The sequence below is a fragment of the Nocardia veterana NBRC 100344 genome, from assembly GCF_000308855.1.
Lineage (GTDB): Bacteria > Actinomycetota > Actinomycetes > Mycobacteriales > Mycobacteriaceae > Nocardia > Nocardia veterana.
Genome location: NZ_BAGM01000020.1, coordinates 16,090 through 31,447 on the forward strand (window position 1 = coordinate 16,090; position 15,358 = coordinate 31,447).

The following is a 15,358-nucleotide window of genomic DNA, read 5'->3' on the forward strand; positions in this document are numbered from 1 at the left end:
AAGTAGCGACCGGGGCCGGTCAGCGCGGCATGGTCAGAAAATCCTCGACCGGGCGCCGCGGCGTGGGCGCTACGAAGGTGTCGTGGGGCGCGGTGCCCAGGCGCACCAGGACCTGGGGGATGCGTACGGGGTCGGGCAGGACCGCGCTGATCGCGCGCACGGCCGCGGGAATCTCGGTGATATGGGTGAGCGGACAGGTGGCCAGGCCGGCGGCGGTGGCGGACAGCAGGGCCGTGGAGAGCGCTTCGCCGGTCGCGAGCCAGTCGTGTTCGGCGTTGACGGCGGTGCTGAGGACGACGAGGGTGGCGTGGTCGGGTTCGTCGGCGCGGCGCGGGCTTCCGGGCGGGATCGGAAAGTCGCGGCCCACGTCGACGAGGGCGGCCTCGCGCGCGGTGGCCAGGGCCGAGGGAGGTATCCCCTCGGGAAGGTCGAAATTACCCGTCCACCACCGCAATTCGTTCTGGTACGGAGTGTCGAACTGTTGTAGTGCGGCGGTCTGCCGGGAGGCGGCGGCCAGGCGGGGTCGTACCGAATCGTCCACCGCATCCACCCGCACCCCGGCCCGTTCGGACACCTCACGCAACCGGTCCACCAGCTCGGGGCGGTCCGGCGCCGCCATCGGCAGCCGGTCGGTGCGGCGTTCGCGGATCGCGTCGGCCAGCGCCCGCTCACCGTCGGTCGGCGGTCGCGGCGGCTCGAATTCGGCGATGGCCAGCAGATCGTGCGGCGCCTGCTCCGGGACGTAGGACACGGCGATCGGATGCCCCTGCTCGGCGAAGGCGATCCGGGCGTGATGCAGATTCGCACCGCAACTGATCACCTCCTGCCGTCCGCTCGGATCGGCCACCTTCAACTGCCGTTCCGAATCGCTGAACAGCTGCAACCGTTTCCCGTCGAAATCCCAGCGCCACGGCTGGGTGTTGTGCACCGACGGCGCGCGGGCGGCCAGCTGTAGGGCCGAAACGATGGTCGAGCGGTCGGGAACGTTCTGCATGATGCCTCCCAGAGCGATGATTCGTCGGGTGCACGTGCGCATCGGTCAACGTATTTCCACTATGGCAGTTATCAACCCGCATGCGCCGAGCAATCTCTGTTCCGGGCTTCGACCGGCCAATCGCTCATGCCGCCGGCTTTTCGCCGGTTTCCGATCGTTAGCCGACACCGGGCCGGCCGGTAGGGTAGTGGGCGTCGTCGCCGGAGTATCGCTCGAGAAACGCTGCGCGGAAGGACATCCACATGGCTTCGAAAGCACCCGTCGTGGTGGGAGTCGACAGTTCCGACGATGCGCTGCGAGCAGTCCGCTGGGCCGCCGACGATGCCGCGCTGCACCGGGTTCCGCTCGAGTTGATCAGCGCGGTGCCGCCGATTCCGGACGACCGCGGTGACGACGATCGGGTGCGAGACCATCACGAGCAGACCCGTCGACAGGCCGTACAGGCGGTCGAGGCGGCGAGGCGGGTGGCGGCCGACATCGCGCCGCGGGTCGAGATCGGCGCGGCCGTGGTGGATGCGCCGATCATTCCGGCCCTGCTCGCCCGCGCCGACGAGGCCCGTCTGATCGCGGTCGGCGCCCGCGGGCTCGGAGCGTATCAGCGCAGCCTGCTCGGTTCGGTCAGTACGGCACTCGTGCGGCATGCGCGGGGCCCGGTCGCCGTGGTACCGGCCGAACCGCTGCTCGGTTCCGAACGTCCGGTACTCGTCGGCTACGACGACTCTCCGTGCAGCGCGGACGCTTTGGCGATCGCGTTCGCCGAGGCGCGGCGGCGCGGGACGGATCTGGTGGTCGTGCACACCTGGCAGCGGTTCGGCAGTTATCCCTCGCCGGCCGCACTGGAGGAGGAGGGCAACCGGATGCTGGATGCCGCCCTCACCGTGCACGATGATCCCGACGAGCCGGTCTCGGTACGGCGGGTGGTGGTCGAGGACCGGCCGGTGCGTCGGATCCTCGCCGAGTCGGCGACCGCTCAGCTGGTCGTGGTCGGCAGCCACGGCAAAGGCGGATTTCCGGGAATGACGCTGGGCTCGACCAGTCAGGCCCTGATGCACAGCGTCGAATGCCCGATCATCATCGCCCGGCCGCGCGCGGCCTGATCAGGCGGTGAGGTCGGCCAGCAGCTTCCAGGTGCGCAGCTGATCCTCGGGTCCGGCGAGATCGGATTGGTGCACCAGCAGTTCGGTGGCGCCGGCGTCGACGTAGGCACGAAGTCCCCGGGTCACGTATTCCTCGTCGCCGATCACCGCCACATCGATCGCGTGCGCGACGCCCTCGCGGTCGAGAACCGCTCGGTAGGAATCGAATTGCTCGTAGAACGACAGCGCTCGCGCGGCCTCGGCCCGCACCTCCTCGGCGCGGTCGGTGACCACCGCGACCACGCCCGCGACAACCTGCAGCGGACGTACGGGATCGGCGGGGCGCGCGCGTTCGAGGGCCGGCACGATATGCGAAGCCAGGGTGCGCGGTCCGGCGAGGAACGGCAGTACCCCGTCGGCCAGCTCCCCCGTCGCACGCAGCGCCTGCGGACCCATCGCGGCGACCAGCAGCGGGATGTTCCCCCCGCCGTGCACCGTGGTGGGCAGCGGTGGGCGGGCGTGCACGCGTTCACCCGCGACGTCGACGGTGCCTTCCTCGATCGCCTGCCGCAGCGCGATCAGATATTCGCGCAATCGCCGGACCGGTTTGTCCTCGCGGATACCGAAGGCGGCCGATTCCAGTGGCGGAGCGCCCAATCCGAGGCCCAGCCGGAAGCGCCCGCCGGACGCGGCCTGGGCGGTCTGCGCCTGGGCGGCGACCACCAGCGGGTGGCGCGGATTGATCGGCACCACCGAGGTGCCGACCTCCACCCCGGGGACGGCACGGCCCACCACGGCGGCGAGCGTGAGGGAATCGAGGTCGAATTTCTGGCCGAACCACACCGACCGCACGCCGGTGTCGCGCGCCGCTTCCGCGAGGCGGACGACCTCGTCGACGTCGTTGCCGGCGTCGGGGCGCGGCCACACCGATACGCCGATCGGAACCGAGATGCTCATTCGTCCAGACGTTAGCCGGTGGAGCCCGCGGCGCCACCCTTGTGATCGGTGCGCACGAAACCTTTGCGGGGAACGCTCTTCCGGGGTCGCGACGCGGACGGATGCCGGATTATGGCGATTCGGCCGGATATCATCGGTGTGATGGGGCGTCGACTATCCGGTGTGCCGGCCTTCGCCGTGCTGCTCGTCATCGCGATCGTGACCGCGTGGGAACAGCAACCGCACGGGCACCGGTCGGCCGCGGTGGCGGAATTCGGCGCCGAGCGGGCGCTGACGACGGTGCGGGAGATCGCCTCCCGGCCGCATCCGGTGGGGACGTCCGAACACGATCGAGTCCGCGACCATCTGGTGGCGAAGCTGCGGGAGCTGGGTCTGGACACCGACATTCGTCCCGGCGTCGGCCGGTTCCCGGTCGATCGCGGACGCGACGTGGCGGTACTGGGTAATGCCGCGAATATCGTCGCCCGCTGGCCGGGAACCGCCGCGACCGGCACCGTTTACCTTGCCGCCCATTACGATTCGGTGCCGTCGGGCCCGGGCGCGAACGACGACGGCGTGGGTGTGGCCACGGTGCTGGAAGCGGTGCGCGCGCTGCGGGCGAGCGGGCTGCGGCCGCGCAACGACCTGGTGGTGCTGCTGACCGATGCCGAAGAGGTGGGTCTGGTCGGCGCCGAGGCCTTCGTCGCCGCCGGCGGTGTCGACCCGCGCGGCGGGGTGGTGCTCAACCACGAGGCGCGCGGTTCCGGTGGGCCGGTGCTGATGTGGCGGATCAGCCGGCCGGACGGCGGGCTGATCGGGCCGGTGGCCGATGCGCCACATCCGAACACCGATTCGCTCTCGACCACCCTGGCCGGCGATCAGACCGGTAGCAATACCGATTTCGCCGCCCTGGACCCGGCCGGCCTGCGCGTCCTCGATTGGGCCTTCGCCGCGCGAAACGCGTACTACCACAATCCCTTCGACGACCCGGCGCATGTCGATCCCGGGACGGTGCAGCAGTTCGGCGACAATACGGTCGCGCTGGCCCGGGACTTCGCGGGTCGTGATCTCGGCGCCGTCGATCGCTCGAATCCCGCGTACTTCCAGTTGCCGTTCGGCGTGCTGGTGGTGCTGCCGCTGTGGGTGATCCTGGTCCTCGCGCTGGCGACGGTGGCCCTGGTCGTCTGCGTGATGTGGCGACTGCGCCGGACCGGAGCGGCCTCGATCGGGCGCAGCCTCGGCGCGCTGGTGACGACAGTGGTGGCGGTCCCGGTCGGGATGGCGGCCGCGTACGGGTGGTGGGAAGCGGTCCAGGCGGTGCGACCCGAGTATCGCGTGCTGTTCGTGGATCCGTATCGGCCGCAGTTCTACTACGCTGCCGTCCTCGTCCTGTGTGCCGCGGTCCTGCTGGGCTGGTTTGCGTTGTCGCGGCGGCTGTTCGGGCCGTCAGCGACGGCGGCCGGTGTGCTCGGCGCGGTGGCGATGATCGGCGGGGCAGCGGCGATCATGGTTCCGGCAGGTGCGGTGCTGGTGGTGATACCCGCATTCGCGGCGGCCGTGGGCACGGCGCTGACCTTCGTGGTGCCGGAGCGGTGGCGGCTGCCGGTGCTGACGTTGTTTCTCGTTCCGGCCGCGGTGATTCTCGGCGGCACCGCGTTCTCGGCGCTACAGACCGGTCTGGCGGCGGCCCCGTATCTCACCGCTCCACTGGTGACGGTGCTGGGTGGCCTGTTCCTCCTCACCCTGACCGCCTCCTGGCCGAGTCGACGCGGGGTGCTCGTGCCGGCCACCGCGGTGGTGCTCGCGGTGGCGCTGGCCGCGGCCGGTCTGGCCGTCGATCGGTTCGACGACCGGCATCCGCTGATGTCGCAGCTGTCCTACGCGCTCGACGCCGATCACGGTACGGCGCAATGGATTTCCCGGCAGCCGCCGGACCGCTGGACCCGGGACTTCGTCGCCGCCGCGCCGCCGCCCGCGCCGTTCGACCAGCTGTGGGACGAAGTGGTCGCGGCCGGTCCCGCCCCGGTCCGGGACCTGCCCGCGCCGAGCGCCGAAATCCTGTCCGACACCACCGAATCCGGATTGCGGACGGTGCGGCTGCGGTTGCGTTCGAATCGGAACGCGACCTCCCTGGCACTGCGCTACGGGTCGCCGGTCGGGTCGCTGCGCGTCGCGGGTCGCGACCTCACACCGGCGCCGGCCGCAGGCTTTCAGTTTCACGCCCCGACCGCATCGGGTGTCGTGGTGGAGCTGACCGCGCCGGCCGGGCCACTGCCACTGCGGGTGATCGACTACAGCTGGCTGCCGGATTCCCGTCTCGCCGACGCACCCGCCGATATCTTCTATCGCCAGGACAGCACGGCCGCCGTCTTCACCGAGCTGCGGTTGTGATGTCGGTTCAGGCCCCGGCGGCCGTGCCCTCGGCGTAGTCCGAGGGATCGAAACGCCGTGTCTTCCATCGGAACAGCAGGGTCGCACCCGGCCAGTTGTTGGTGATGCGGCCGGAGGCGTTGCGATACCAGCTGGAGCAGAAGTTCCACGGGGTGTCGACCAGGCGCTTCTGCAACCAGTCGTCCCAGGCCTGCTCGACGGCGGGCTCGGCGGCGAGGAAGTGCCCCGGCTCGGCGCCCAGATATTCGACGACCTGCCGGATGTAGCGGGCCTGTGATTCCAGCATGTAGATGATGGATCCGGACCCGACATTGGTGTTGGGCCCGTACATCATGAACAGATTCGGGAATCCCGGCACCGACATGCCGAGGTAGGCGCGGGCGCCCTCGGCCGCCCATTCGTCGGACAGTTTCCGGCCGCCCAGACCGTAGATGTTCATCGGCGCCAGGAATTCGGTGCCCTTGAATCCGGTGCCGTAGACGATGACGTCGACCTCGTGTTCCACCCCGTCGGCGGTGCGGATTCCGGATTCGGTGATCGCCTCGATCGGGGTCGTCTCCACACTCACGTTCGGTTGGGCGAGCGCGGGGAAGTAATCGTTGGAGAACAGGCCGCGTTTACATCCGGCGGCGTAATCCGGAGTCAGCTTCGCCCGCAACTGCTCATCGGGGACGGCCTTTTCGCGGTGGCGGTCGGCGATCGCGATGACCGGGCGCTTGATCCACGGCACATCGGTCAGGGCCAGCGCCATGACCTCGAAGAAGGTCCAGATCGCGAACCGTTCGGCCCAGCGGCTGGGTGGGAAGTATTTGAACAGTGCGTGGTGGACGGCCGAATATTCGGTGTCGAATTTCGGCAGAACCCAGGCCGCCGAGCGTTGGAACAGCGTGAGGTGTCCGACGGTCGGCTGGATAGCCGGAATGTATTGGATCGCACTGGCTCCCGTCCCGATGCAGGCGACGCGCTTACCGGCCAGATCCACGCTGTGGTCCCATTCGGCGGAGTGGAAGGCGGGGCCGGTGAAGGTGTCGATACCCGGGATGTTGGGCATCGCCGGACGGGAGAGCTGGCCGACCGCGGGAATCAGCACATCGGCGGTCAGCGTCTCGCCGTCGGCGGTGCGCACCTGCCATCCGCCGCGACCCGGATCGAATTCCGCGTCGGTGATCTCGGTGCCGAACCGGATCTTGCGTGGCAGATCGTATTTCTCGGCGACCGAACGCATATAGGCGTGGATATCGCGCTGTCGGGAAAAGCGGCGCGGCCAGTCGGATTTCGGTTCGAACGACCACGAGTACAGCGGGGAGGGCACGTCGCAGGCCGCGCCCGGATAGGTGTTCTCGCGCCAGACGCCGCCCAGGTCCTGGGCCTTCTCGACGATCGTGAAGCTGTCGATTCCGGCGCGCTGCAGTTCCAGCGCCATGCCGAGGCCGGCGAATCCGGCACCGATGATCAGGATGGATGGCGTGGCGGTCATAGTCGAAGCGTAGAGCCGCCGGGCGTGCGATTCCGAGAGATCATCGGCCAATGAATCAATATTTCCGGCCACGAGCCGGTGGGGGATTCGCCGGCGAATCGCGGCTCCGACTGGACAGTGGTGGCCGGTCGAACCTACTATCGATGGCAGATCCTCATCCAAAAAGCCTGTCCCGGTGGGCATTTGGTGTTCACGGCGGCGCTGCAGGGGGTGTCGTCGCGCGTTCGATGACCGTCGGGACGGATCTGCCGTCGGCGGCGTGTCGGACGGCAGGGCGGCTGCGCGTGGCGGTCAGGGGTCCGCCACGCGCAGCCTTTCATCTCTGCCGCGTCCGTCTCTGTGTTCATCTCTTCTACGTCCAGCAGCCATATGCTCGCCCGGCATGCCTCGATTCATCCCATGTCTGCCCTGTTCCGCCTGCGTGTCGCCGGAAAATCCAACCATCTGGTCGGGCCGATAACCGCTACGTCCGGTTTCGGCTATCCTCGCGGCAGGTGTGACGTCGTTCACCGGTGAAGGAGTGCGGGTACTGATGTTGAGCACGATGCAGGACGAGCAACTGTCGCTGGCCACCCTGCTGCGATATGCGTCCACGTTCCACGGCGATGCCACGGTGTCGACGTGGACGGGCGACGGAGTGCGGACCATGACCTACCGGGAGTTGGGTTCCGAATCGGCGCGGTTGGCGAATGCGCTGCGGGGGCTGGGGATCGATGTGGGTGATCGCGTCGCCACCTTCATGTGGAACAACAACGAACACATGGTGGCCTATGCCGCCGTCCCCGCGATGGGTGCGGTGCTGCACGCGCTGAATCTGCGGCTGTTCCCCGAGCAGGTCACCTACGTGGCCAACCACGCCGAGGACAAGGTCGTCATCGTCGACGGTTCGCTGCTGCCGATGTTCGGGAACTACCTGCCGACGCTGAAGACCGTTCGCCACGTCATCGTGGCCAACGGCAATGCCGCCGATCTGACCGCGCCGGACGGGGTGCAGGTGCACTCCTATGCGGAACTGCTTGCCGCGCAACCGGATACCTACGACTTCCCGGTGATCGACGAACGCTCCGCGGCCGGTATGTGCTACACCTCCGGTACGACCGGAGATCCCAAGGGCGTTGTCTATTCGCACCGATCCAACGTGCTGCACGCGATGCAGGTGCTGACCAACGCGAGTATGGGCTTCACCTCCTCCGACACGGTGCTGGCCATCGTGCCGCTGTTCCACGCCAACGCCTGGGGATTGCCCTACGCCGCGATGCTGTCGGGGGCCAGTGTGCTGATGCCCGACCGATTCCTGCAGCCCGCCCCGCTGCTCGAGATGATGGCCGCGGTACGGCCGACCTTCGCCGCGGCGGTGCCGACCATCTGGGGTGGTGTGCTGGCGCAATTGGAGGCGAAGCCGCAGGACATCACGCATCTGCGTGAAGTGGTCGTCGGTGGCTCCGCGCTGCCGCCGTCGATGATGCGGGCCTTCCAGGAAAAGCACGGGGTGCGGCTGCTGCACGCCTGGGGGATGACCGAGACCTCGCCGCTGGGCAGCGTCGCGCATCCGCCCAAGGGCGTGACCGGCGAGGACGAGTGGGAGTACCGCTACACCCAGGGGCGCTTCCCGGCCCTGGTGCAGGCGCGGCTGGTCGCCGACGACGGATCGGTACTGCCCAACGACGGCGAGGCCGTGGGCGAGCTCGAGGTGCGCGGACCGTGGATCGCCGGCGCCTACTATTCGCCCGAGGGCGCCTCGGTCGATCCGGACAAGTTCGACGACGGCTGGCTGCGCACCGGCGACGTCGGCAAGATCACCCCGAACGGCTACCTGACCCTGGTCGACCGCTCCAAGGACGTCATCAAGTCCGGTGGCGAATGGATCTCCTCGGTCGATCTGGAGAACGCGATCATGGGCCATCCGGCGGTCGCGGAGGCTTCGGTGATCGGTGTGCCCGACGAGAAATGGGATGAGCGGCCGCTGGTGGCGATCGTGCTCAAGGAGGGCGCCTCCGCCGAACCCGCGGAACTGCGGGACTTCCTGGCCGACAAGTTCGCCAAATGGCAGCTGCCCGAACACTGGACCTTCATCGACGAGGTGCCCAAGACCAGTGTCGGCAAATTCGACAAGAAGCGGCTGCGGGCCCGCTACGCCGACGGGGAGTTGAGCGTCACCACCCTCTGACCGCACACCCCCACCGCAGCCGCGGCCGGCGATCCGGTCGCGGCTGCGGCGTTCGTGGCTCGCACCCGGTGGCGCCGCTCGCCGGACTTCGCCGTCGTCGGTGCGTTGGCCGGATCTGTTGGCGCTGCGTCAACAAGATGTCGTACGCTGTGCCCCGGTGGCCGGAGGGCGCCCGAGCACGGTCAGGAAAGGGTTGGCGATGACGGAGACACACAGCGCCGGGAGTGACGGCGCCGGAACGGACAGCGCCGGAACCAACGAGGAGACTCCCGCCTTCGCGGACATGGTGAACGGCGCACTGGAGTTCACCATTCCGATCGCGCACAAGATGGGCGTGAAGGCGCTGGACATCCGCCCCGGCTTCGCGGCCACCACGGTGCCGATCGAGGGCAACGGCAACCACTTCGGCGTCATGTATGCCGGCGTGCTGTTCACGGTCGCCGAAATCCTGGGCGGTGCGATTCCCATCGCCACCTTCGACACCGCCAAGTACTACCCGTTGGTGAAGGATCTGCAGATCTTCTTCCGCAAGCCCGCGAAAACCGATGTGCGCGCGCAGGCCTCGCTGTCGGAGGCGGAGATCGCGCGGGTGCTCGCCGACGCCGAGGCCAACGGCAAGGCCGACTTCACCCTCGAGGCGACGGTGACCGACGCCGACGGCGTGGTGGTTGCCGAAACCCGGGGCCTCTACCAGCTTCGCGCCCACGGCAGGTAGCGACCGCCGCGGCCCCCGCGCAGCCGCTGTCGACCGATCGTGTGCCACGGGGTTACGGTAAGGGCGCGTACCGTCGATGGGGCGGTGTGGTGAGCGCCCGACGAAGGAGTCCGCGCGGCTATGCACCGGTGCCTCCGTGCGGGCCCGGCTCCACCGGGCGGGGACAGAGAGGTCCGGCGTCATGGGCGTACACCGCCATCCGATGCGAGTTCGACGGCACGGCAGGGGGTTTCGAGGATGAATCCGTTACGCGCGGTGACCGCGCGAATCTGGACCGAACTGGACTATCTGCGACTGGCCCTCGGCAGCGGCGTGATCGGTTTCGAATCGCCGTTCACGCTGCTGTCCGCCGGTGACGCCCTACTGCGCCACGGGGCGCTGCCGGCGCTGCTGCGATTCGCGGCGGCCCGATACGGCGACCGGGCCGCCCTGATCGACGAGCTGGGCACGCTCAGCTACCGAGAACTCGAGGACCGCTCCAATCGGCTGGCCAACGAATGGCGCAAACGCGGCCTGCGGACCGGCGAGGGCGTGGCGATTCTGGCCCGCAACCACCGCGGCCTGCTGGACGCGGTCTTCGCCGGGGCCAAGTGCGGAGCCCGAATCATCCTGCTCAACACCGATTTCGCCGGACCGCAACTGCGCGACGTGGCTACTCGCGAAGGCGCCGATCTGCTGGTCTACGACGAGGAGTACGAACCCCTGCTCGGCGATCTGAGCCCGCGGCGCGGGGCGTATCGAGCATGGTCGGAAGTCGGTCACATCAGCAGCCTGGAATCACTGATCGTCGCGGGATCGCCCGCGACCCCGCCGTTTTCGTGTTCCGGCGCCAAGATCGTCCTGCTCACCAGTGGAACCACCGGCACGCCCAAGGGCGCGCCGCGGTCGGAGCCACGATCGCTGGAGCCGCTCGGCGCGCTGCTGAGCAAGGTGCCCTTCCGCACTCGTGAGGTCACCGAATGCCCGGCGCCGCTGTTCCACACCCTGGGGTTCGCCATGGCGCTGCTGGCCATCGGGTTCGGATCCACCCTGGTGATCCGGCGTCGTTTCGAACCGCGGCGGGTGCTCGACAGCATGGCCGAGCATCGGGTGACCACCCTGATCGCGGTGCCGGTCATGATGGCGCGATTGGTGGAGCTGGGACCGCAGGCGATCGCCGAGAAGGATCTGTCCGCGCTGCGGATCATCTTCGTGGCCGGGTCGCAGTTGGGTGCCGACCTGTGCCGCAAGGTCACCGCCGCCTTCGGGCCGGTGGTCTACAACCTCTACGGATCCACCGAGGTCGCCTATGCCACCATCGCCACGCCGGAGGATCTGGCCGTCGAACCCGGATGTGTGGGATCGCCCGTGCGGGGCGCCGTGGTGAAGATTCTGGACGAGACCGGCACCGAGGTGCCGGCCGGTACCACCGGCCGCATCTTCGTCCGCAACGCGATTCCGTTCGAGGGGTATACCGGTGGCGGCGGTAAGGAACGGATCGACGGGCTGATGTCGACCGGAGACGTCGGCCATTTCGACTCGGCCGGACGGCTTTTCATCGACGGCCGCGACGACGAGATGATCGTCTCCGGCGGCGAGAACGTCTTTCCGGGCGAGGTCGAGGAGCTGCTGTCCACCCACCCGGGCGTGCGCGAGGTGGCCGTGATCGGCGTGCCCGACGACGAATACGGTGCGCGCCTGATCGCTTTCGTCGTGCCCGCCACCGACACCCGCGGCACGCAGGAGCTGGGAGCGGAGGAGCTGAAGGGATATGTGAAGGCGAATCTGGCGCGCTACAAGGTGCCGCGCGAGATCGTCTTCCTCGACGAGCTGCCGCGCAATCCGACCGGCAAAGTGCTGAAACGCCAACTGCGCCAACGCTGACCGGACGCGGGTCCGGCGCCGGGCGAGCCGGCGCCGGACCACGGGTCAGCAGTTGCGCAGTTCCGGGCTCTGGTTGAGCAGTTGGGCACGCGTGGAAATGAAGGTGGAGTAGGTCTCGCCGCCGACCGCCGAGAGCGGGAAGGCCGCCACCCGGTGGCAGTTCTGGAAGGCGAGCTTGATGCCGAAATGCCGTTCCAGGCTGCCGCGAATCGAGTCCGACGCCATGGCGCGCAGCAGTTGGCCGCGGGCCGTCTCGTCCGGCGGGGGAACCTGGTTGTCCGCGAACTCGGCTGTGCCGGAACGCAAATCGGCGGCCACCCGGCTGACCACTTCGTAGGCGTAGGGCAGGGAGGTGCGGACGCATTCGACGAATTCTTCGTCGCTGACCGGACCGTTCTCGGCGCGTTCGAGCAATGCGGCTGGGACATCCAATGACATAACGCTCTCCTCGTGGGATGGCGGATGATGCCCCTCGATTCTAAACGACAAACATTGTCAACAAGGCTGAATCGGCCGTGAAAGTGCCGATTGCAGAGCGGCTTTCGTCTCCTCCGAGAGCTTGCGCACCAGGTCGGCGGCCGGTATGGCCGCGGTCAGGGTGTGGGTCTGACCTGCCCAGAGATTCACCGCGTCCGGGTTGTCGGCGGCGCGGGCGGCGGCCCGCAACGGCCCGGTGGCGTAATGGATTTCGGGATAGGCCGCGGGCGCGTCCGGGTTGTCGAGCATGAATTGGTTGCGCAGGCCGCGGGCCCGCCGGCCGCTGAACGCGCGAGTCAGCATCGTCGGGGTGTCGATCTCGAGCGCGTCGCGATGCAGGGCGGCGGTGCCCGCCTCCGGACAGCGCAGGAAGGCCGTGCCCAGCTGCGCCGCCGCGGCGCCGCCCGCGAGCGCCGCGGCGATCCCGGCACCGGTGGCTATTCCGCCCGCCGCGACGATCGGGACCTCGACCGCGGCGCGGATCAGTTGCAGCAGGGCGAGTGTGGTCAGGGGATCGGCGCCGTCCTCCTCGGGGCGATCGGCGAATCCGCCGCGGTGGCCGCCGGCTTCCGAACCCTGGGCGACCAGGACGTCCGCGCCGGCGTCGACGGCTACCCGCGCCTCGGCCACCGAGGTGACCGTCACCCACACTCGGATCCCGCGCGGTGCAGGCGTTCGATCTCGGCGTCGGACGGGCAGCCGAACGTGCACGAGACCACCGCGACCGGGTCGGCGGTGAGCAGATCCAGTTTCTCGTTCCAGGCGTCGTCGTCGAACCGGGCCTCGCCCAGGGCGAAGTGACGGGCCAGCCGATCGAGATAGGGCGCGAAATGTTCCGGCGGTGTCGGCGCGCCCGGGACGAACAGGTTCACGCCGAAGGGGACCTCGGTCAGCTCCCGCAGGGCGGCGAGGCGGGCGGCGGTATCGGCGGGGGTCAGATACCCGGCGGCCAAGAAGCCCAGCCCGCCCGCGCCGCAGACGGCCGCCGCGAGTTCCGGGGTGGACGGCCCGCCGGCCATCGGCGCCAGCACGATCGGGGTGCGCAGGTTGTCGAGGATCACCCTCTCAGTGTGAACCGCCGCGGCGGGCGCGGGTAACGGTCGCGCGGATTGCGGGATCCGCCTCCTACCTGCGGATTCCGATCCGGAGGTTGCGAAAAGGTCACGACGGAGTACAGTTTGCGTCACAACAGATGCCGAATCGTTACCGAATGTCAGGTTTCGCGGATGTCCGCCGCCCGGCAGGTACCGATCCCGGCGTCGCCACCGAGTTGATCGACGCTAGGACGAGCCTTGCCGCAGCACCGTGAGACATCCAGTTCCGTATCCGTGAAGGACCTGCTCGGTGACATCTCCGCCGGTGACGGCGCTGCCGGGCGGCCCACTCGCCATCGTGCCCAGCCGCGGACGGCCGATCGCATGAAGCTCGCCGCCAGCGCGGCCGTCGCGACCGGCGCCCTGATCGGCACCGCGACCCAGCTCGCGCACGCCGCGCCGCTGCTGCCCGGCGGCCACAACGACAACGCCGACCCGGTCGCGCTGAAGTCCGCCTCCGAACCGGCGCACGAGGCCGAACAGCAGGCGGCGGCCCCCGCGCCCGCCCCTGCGGCCGAAACTCCGGCCGCGCCGCAGGCTCAGCCCATCGCCGCGCCCGCCCCGGCGCCGTTCGGGCTGCAGAATCTGCCGCCCGAGGTGGCCGGTCCGCTGTCGCAGGCCGAGCAGGTGCTCAAGGGTATTCAGCAGCAGCTGGCCCCCGCCCAGGCCGTGCGCCCGGTGGCCGGCGTGGTGAGCTCGGGCTTCGGATCCCGTTGGGGCGCCATGCATTACGGTGTCGACTTCGCCGATGCGATCGGTGCGCCCATCCACTCGGTGGAAAGCGGCACGGTCATCGACGCGGGTCCCGCGTCGGGGTTCGGCCTGTGGGTGCGCGTCAAGCAGGACGACGGCACCACCGCCGTCTACGGCCACGTCAACGACATCCTGACGCACGTCGGCCAGCGCGTGAACGCCGGTGACGTGATCGCCACCGTCGGCAATCGCGGGAACTCCACCGGTCCGCACCTGCATCTGGAGATCTGGGATCCCAACGACATCAAGATCGACCCGGCGCCCTATCTGGCGAGCAAGGGTGTCGTGCTGTCCCAGCAGTCGTGGGGGGCGGGCGAATAGCGCCGGCGCTGATGTCGGCCGCCCGGTTCGGCCGGCCGCGGGGGGTTGATGCCTTGCCTGGTTTGTACGAGTTGTTCGACTCGGATTCGATGCACGGCCGTACCTACACGGCATTGGTGCAGCATCCACGCTCCAGCGTGTCCGAGTTGGCGCAGTATCTGGAATGCTCCCGGGAGGCCGTCGTCGCGGCCCTGGAAAAACTGAGCGAGATGCAGGCCGTCGTGCGGATCGAGTCCGGCGACGGCGTGCGCTGGGACGCGCATGCCCCGGAGGCGTTGTCGGAGGCCGAATCCCGGCGGCGGCAGGCCGAGACCGCGCGCATGCACGCCGCGGCCGCCCGCCTCGGTGAGACCTTCCGCTCGGTGCGGCGCACTTCTCGTGGCGACGGCACCGTGGTGCCGATGTACGAGGCCCGCGAGGTCGTGGCCGAATTCGAGGACCTGCAGCGCGCGGCCCGCGGCCGCATTCGGATGATCGATCGCGGTCCGTATCTGTGCGAGGGCGAGCGAGCCGAGCGCCTGTTCGAGTTGCGGTCCGCCCGAATCGCCGCGGGAGTCCGCTACCAGACGCTGTATCAGGACACCATCTATCAGGACCCGGACCGGTTGCGGTTCGCGCTGGCCGCCAACACCGCCGGTGCGCAGGCCCGGACCCTGCCCGATCCGCCGTTCAAGGTGATCATCGCCGACGACGATCGCGCCGCCCTGATGTTGCACCACGACGAACGCCGCGGCGATCCGATGGGGCTGCGGATCGCGGCGTGCCCGACCCTGGACATCGTGATCCACACCTTCGAGGTGCTGTGGTCGCTGGCGGCGCCGATCTCGGTGAATCCGGAACAGCCGCTCGACGAACGCGACCGCGCGATCCTGACCCTGATGGGACTGGGCGCCACCGACGACACCATCGCCCGCCGGCTGGGCATGTCGCGGCGAACCGTGGTGCGGCGAACCGCGAGCCTGCTCGAACGGCTGGGTGCGAGCACGCGGTTCCAGGCGGGCGTGCAGGCGATCCGCCGCGGCTGGCTGTGACTAGAGTCACGGGGGTCGACTCGGGGTGCAACATCGAGGCACCCTGACACCGATGAGTACCAG

11 protein-coding genes and 1 pseudogene are annotated in these 15,358 nt (G+C 69.0%); 7 read left to right on the forward strand and 5 right to left on the reverse strand.

The window, feature by feature from the left end:
* Positions 1–19: 19 nt before the first annotated feature.
* Positions 20–994 (reverse strand): Acg family FMN-binding oxidoreductase, encoded by a 975-nt coding sequence (locus ON37_RS03675; RefSeq protein WP_051031150.1) that lies wholly within the window; start codon positions 992–994, stop codon positions 20–22.
* 242 nt (positions 995–1,236) lie between these two features.
* On the opposite strand from ON37_RS03675, the gene ON37_RS03680 reads away from it, so the two are divergent.
* The gene (locus tag ON37_RS03680; protein WP_040716680.1) at positions 1,237–2,091 is read left to right on the forward strand and encodes a universal stress protein; all 855 of its coding nucleotides are present in this window, start codon (positions 1,237–1,239) and stop codon (positions 2,089–2,091) included.
* Here ON37_RS03680 and ON37_RS03685 read toward each other — a convergent pair whose 3' ends face one another.
* Complete coding sequence (locus ON37_RS03685) at positions 2,092–3,027, reverse strand: TIGR03564 family F420-dependent LLM class oxidoreductase (protein ID WP_040716681.1); 936 nt, start codon at positions 3,025–3,027, stop codon at positions 2,092–2,094.
* A gap of 141 nt (positions 3,028–3,168) precedes the next feature.
* Between ON37_RS03685 and ON37_RS03690 the strand changes: the two genes are divergently transcribed.
* Positions 3,169–5,397: a M20/M25/M40 family metallo-hydrolase gene (locus ON37_RS03690; protein WP_168441177.1), complete on the forward strand. Its 2,229-nt coding sequence runs from the start codon at positions 3,169–3,171 to the stop codon at positions 5,395–5,397.
* Between the two features lie 7 nt (positions 5,398–5,404).
* Here ON37_RS03690 and ON37_RS03695 read toward each other — a convergent pair whose 3' ends face one another.
* Positions 5,405–6,874 carry a flavin-containing monooxygenase gene (locus ON37_RS03695; protein WP_040716682.1) on the reverse strand — a complete coding sequence of 490 codons (1,470 nt, stop codon included), beginning with the start codon at positions 6,872–6,874 and terminating at the stop codon, positions 5,405–5,407.
* 532 nt (positions 6,875–7,406) lie between these two features.
* On the opposite strand from ON37_RS03695, the gene ON37_RS03700 reads away from it, so the two are divergent.
* The 3 genes from ON37_RS03700 to ON37_RS03710 all read left to right on the forward strand — a co-directional run bounded on the left by ON37_RS03700 (position 7,407) and on the right by ON37_RS03710 (position 11,619).
* Positions 7,407–9,041, forward strand: coding sequence for a long-chain fatty acid--CoA ligase (locus ON37_RS03700; RefSeq protein WP_040716703.1), 1,635 nt, complete (start codon positions 7,407–7,409; stop codon positions 9,039–9,041).
* Between the two features lie 283 nt (positions 9,042–9,324).
* Positions 9,325–9,756 (forward strand): PaaI family thioesterase, encoded by a 432-nt coding sequence (locus tag ON37_RS03705; protein WP_040716705.1) that lies wholly within the window; start codon positions 9,325–9,327, stop codon positions 9,754–9,756.
* A 237-nt stretch (positions 9,757–9,993) separates the two neighbouring features.
* Entirely contained in the window at positions 9,994–11,619 is a 1,626-nt protein-coding gene (locus ON37_RS03710; protein ID WP_040716684.1) for an acyl-CoA synthetase, read from the forward strand.
* A 45-nt stretch (positions 11,620–11,664) separates the two neighbouring features.
* Here the strand turns inward: ON37_RS03710 and ON37_RS03715 are convergent, their stop codons facing one another.
* Both ON37_RS03715 and ON37_RS34610 read right to left on the reverse strand, forming a co-directional pair.
* Complete coding sequence (locus ON37_RS03715; RefSeq protein ID WP_040716685.1) at positions 11,665–12,057, reverse strand: SCO5389 family protein; 393 nt, start codon at positions 12,055–12,057, stop codon at positions 11,665–11,667.
* A gap of 57 nt (positions 12,058–12,114) precedes the next feature.
* Positions 12,115–13,115 (reverse strand): annotated as a pseudogene (locus ON37_RS34610) (nitronate monooxygenase).
* A gap of 309 nt (positions 13,116–13,424) precedes the next feature.
* On the opposite strand from ON37_RS34610, the gene ON37_RS03725 reads away from it, so the two are divergent.
* Together ON37_RS03725 and ON37_RS03730 are read left to right on the forward strand one after the other, a co-directional pair.
* Positions 13,425–14,264, forward strand: coding sequence for a M23 family metallopeptidase (locus ON37_RS03725; protein WP_245552980.1), 840 nt, complete (start codon positions 13,425–13,427; stop codon positions 14,262–14,264).
* Positions 14,265–14,317: 53 nt separating this feature from the next.
* Entirely contained in the window at positions 14,318–15,295 is a 978-nt protein-coding gene (locus ON37_RS03730; protein ID WP_040716706.1) for a helix-turn-helix transcriptional regulator, read from the forward strand.
* Positions 15,296–15,358: the final 63 nt, after the last annotated feature.

What these genes read in the sequence shown, in the direction of transcription:
- ON37_RS03715 (WP_040716685.1), bottom strand. Translation starts at nt 12,057, where the DNA reads ATGTCATTGGATGTCCCAGCCGCATTGCTCGAACGCGCCGAGAACGGT.
- ON37_RS03710 (WP_040716684.1), top strand. Translation starts at nt 9,994, where the DNA reads ATGAATCCGTTACGCGCGGTGACCGCGCGAATCTGGACCGAACTGGAC.
- ON37_RS03685 (WP_040716681.1), bottom strand. Translation starts at nt 3,027, where the DNA reads ATGAGCATCTCGGTTCCGATCGGCGTATCGGTGTGGCCGCGCCCCGAC.
- ON37_RS03690 (WP_168441177.1), top strand. Translation starts at nt 3,169, where the DNA reads ATGGGGCGTCGACTATCCGGTGTGCCGGCCTTCGCCGTGCTGCTCGTC.
- ON37_RS03695 (WP_040716682.1), bottom strand. Translation starts at nt 6,874, where the DNA reads ATGACCGCCACGCCATCCATCCTGATCATCGGTGCCGGATTCGCCGGC.
- ON37_RS03700 (WP_040716703.1), top strand. Translation starts at nt 7,407, where the DNA reads ATGTTGAGCACGATGCAGGACGAGCAACTGTCGCTGGCCACCCTGCTG.
- ON37_RS03705 (WP_040716705.1), top strand. Translation starts at nt 9,325, where the DNA reads ATGGTGAACGGCGCACTGGAGTTCACCATTCCGATCGCGCACAAGATG.
- ON37_RS03680 (WP_040716680.1), top strand. Translation starts at nt 1,237, where the DNA reads ATGGCTTCGAAAGCACCCGTCGTGGTGGGAGTCGACAGTTCCGACGAT.
- ON37_RS03675 (WP_051031150.1), bottom strand. Translation starts at nt 994, where the DNA reads ATGCAGAACGTTCCCGACCGCTCGACCATCGTTTCGGCCCTACAGCTG.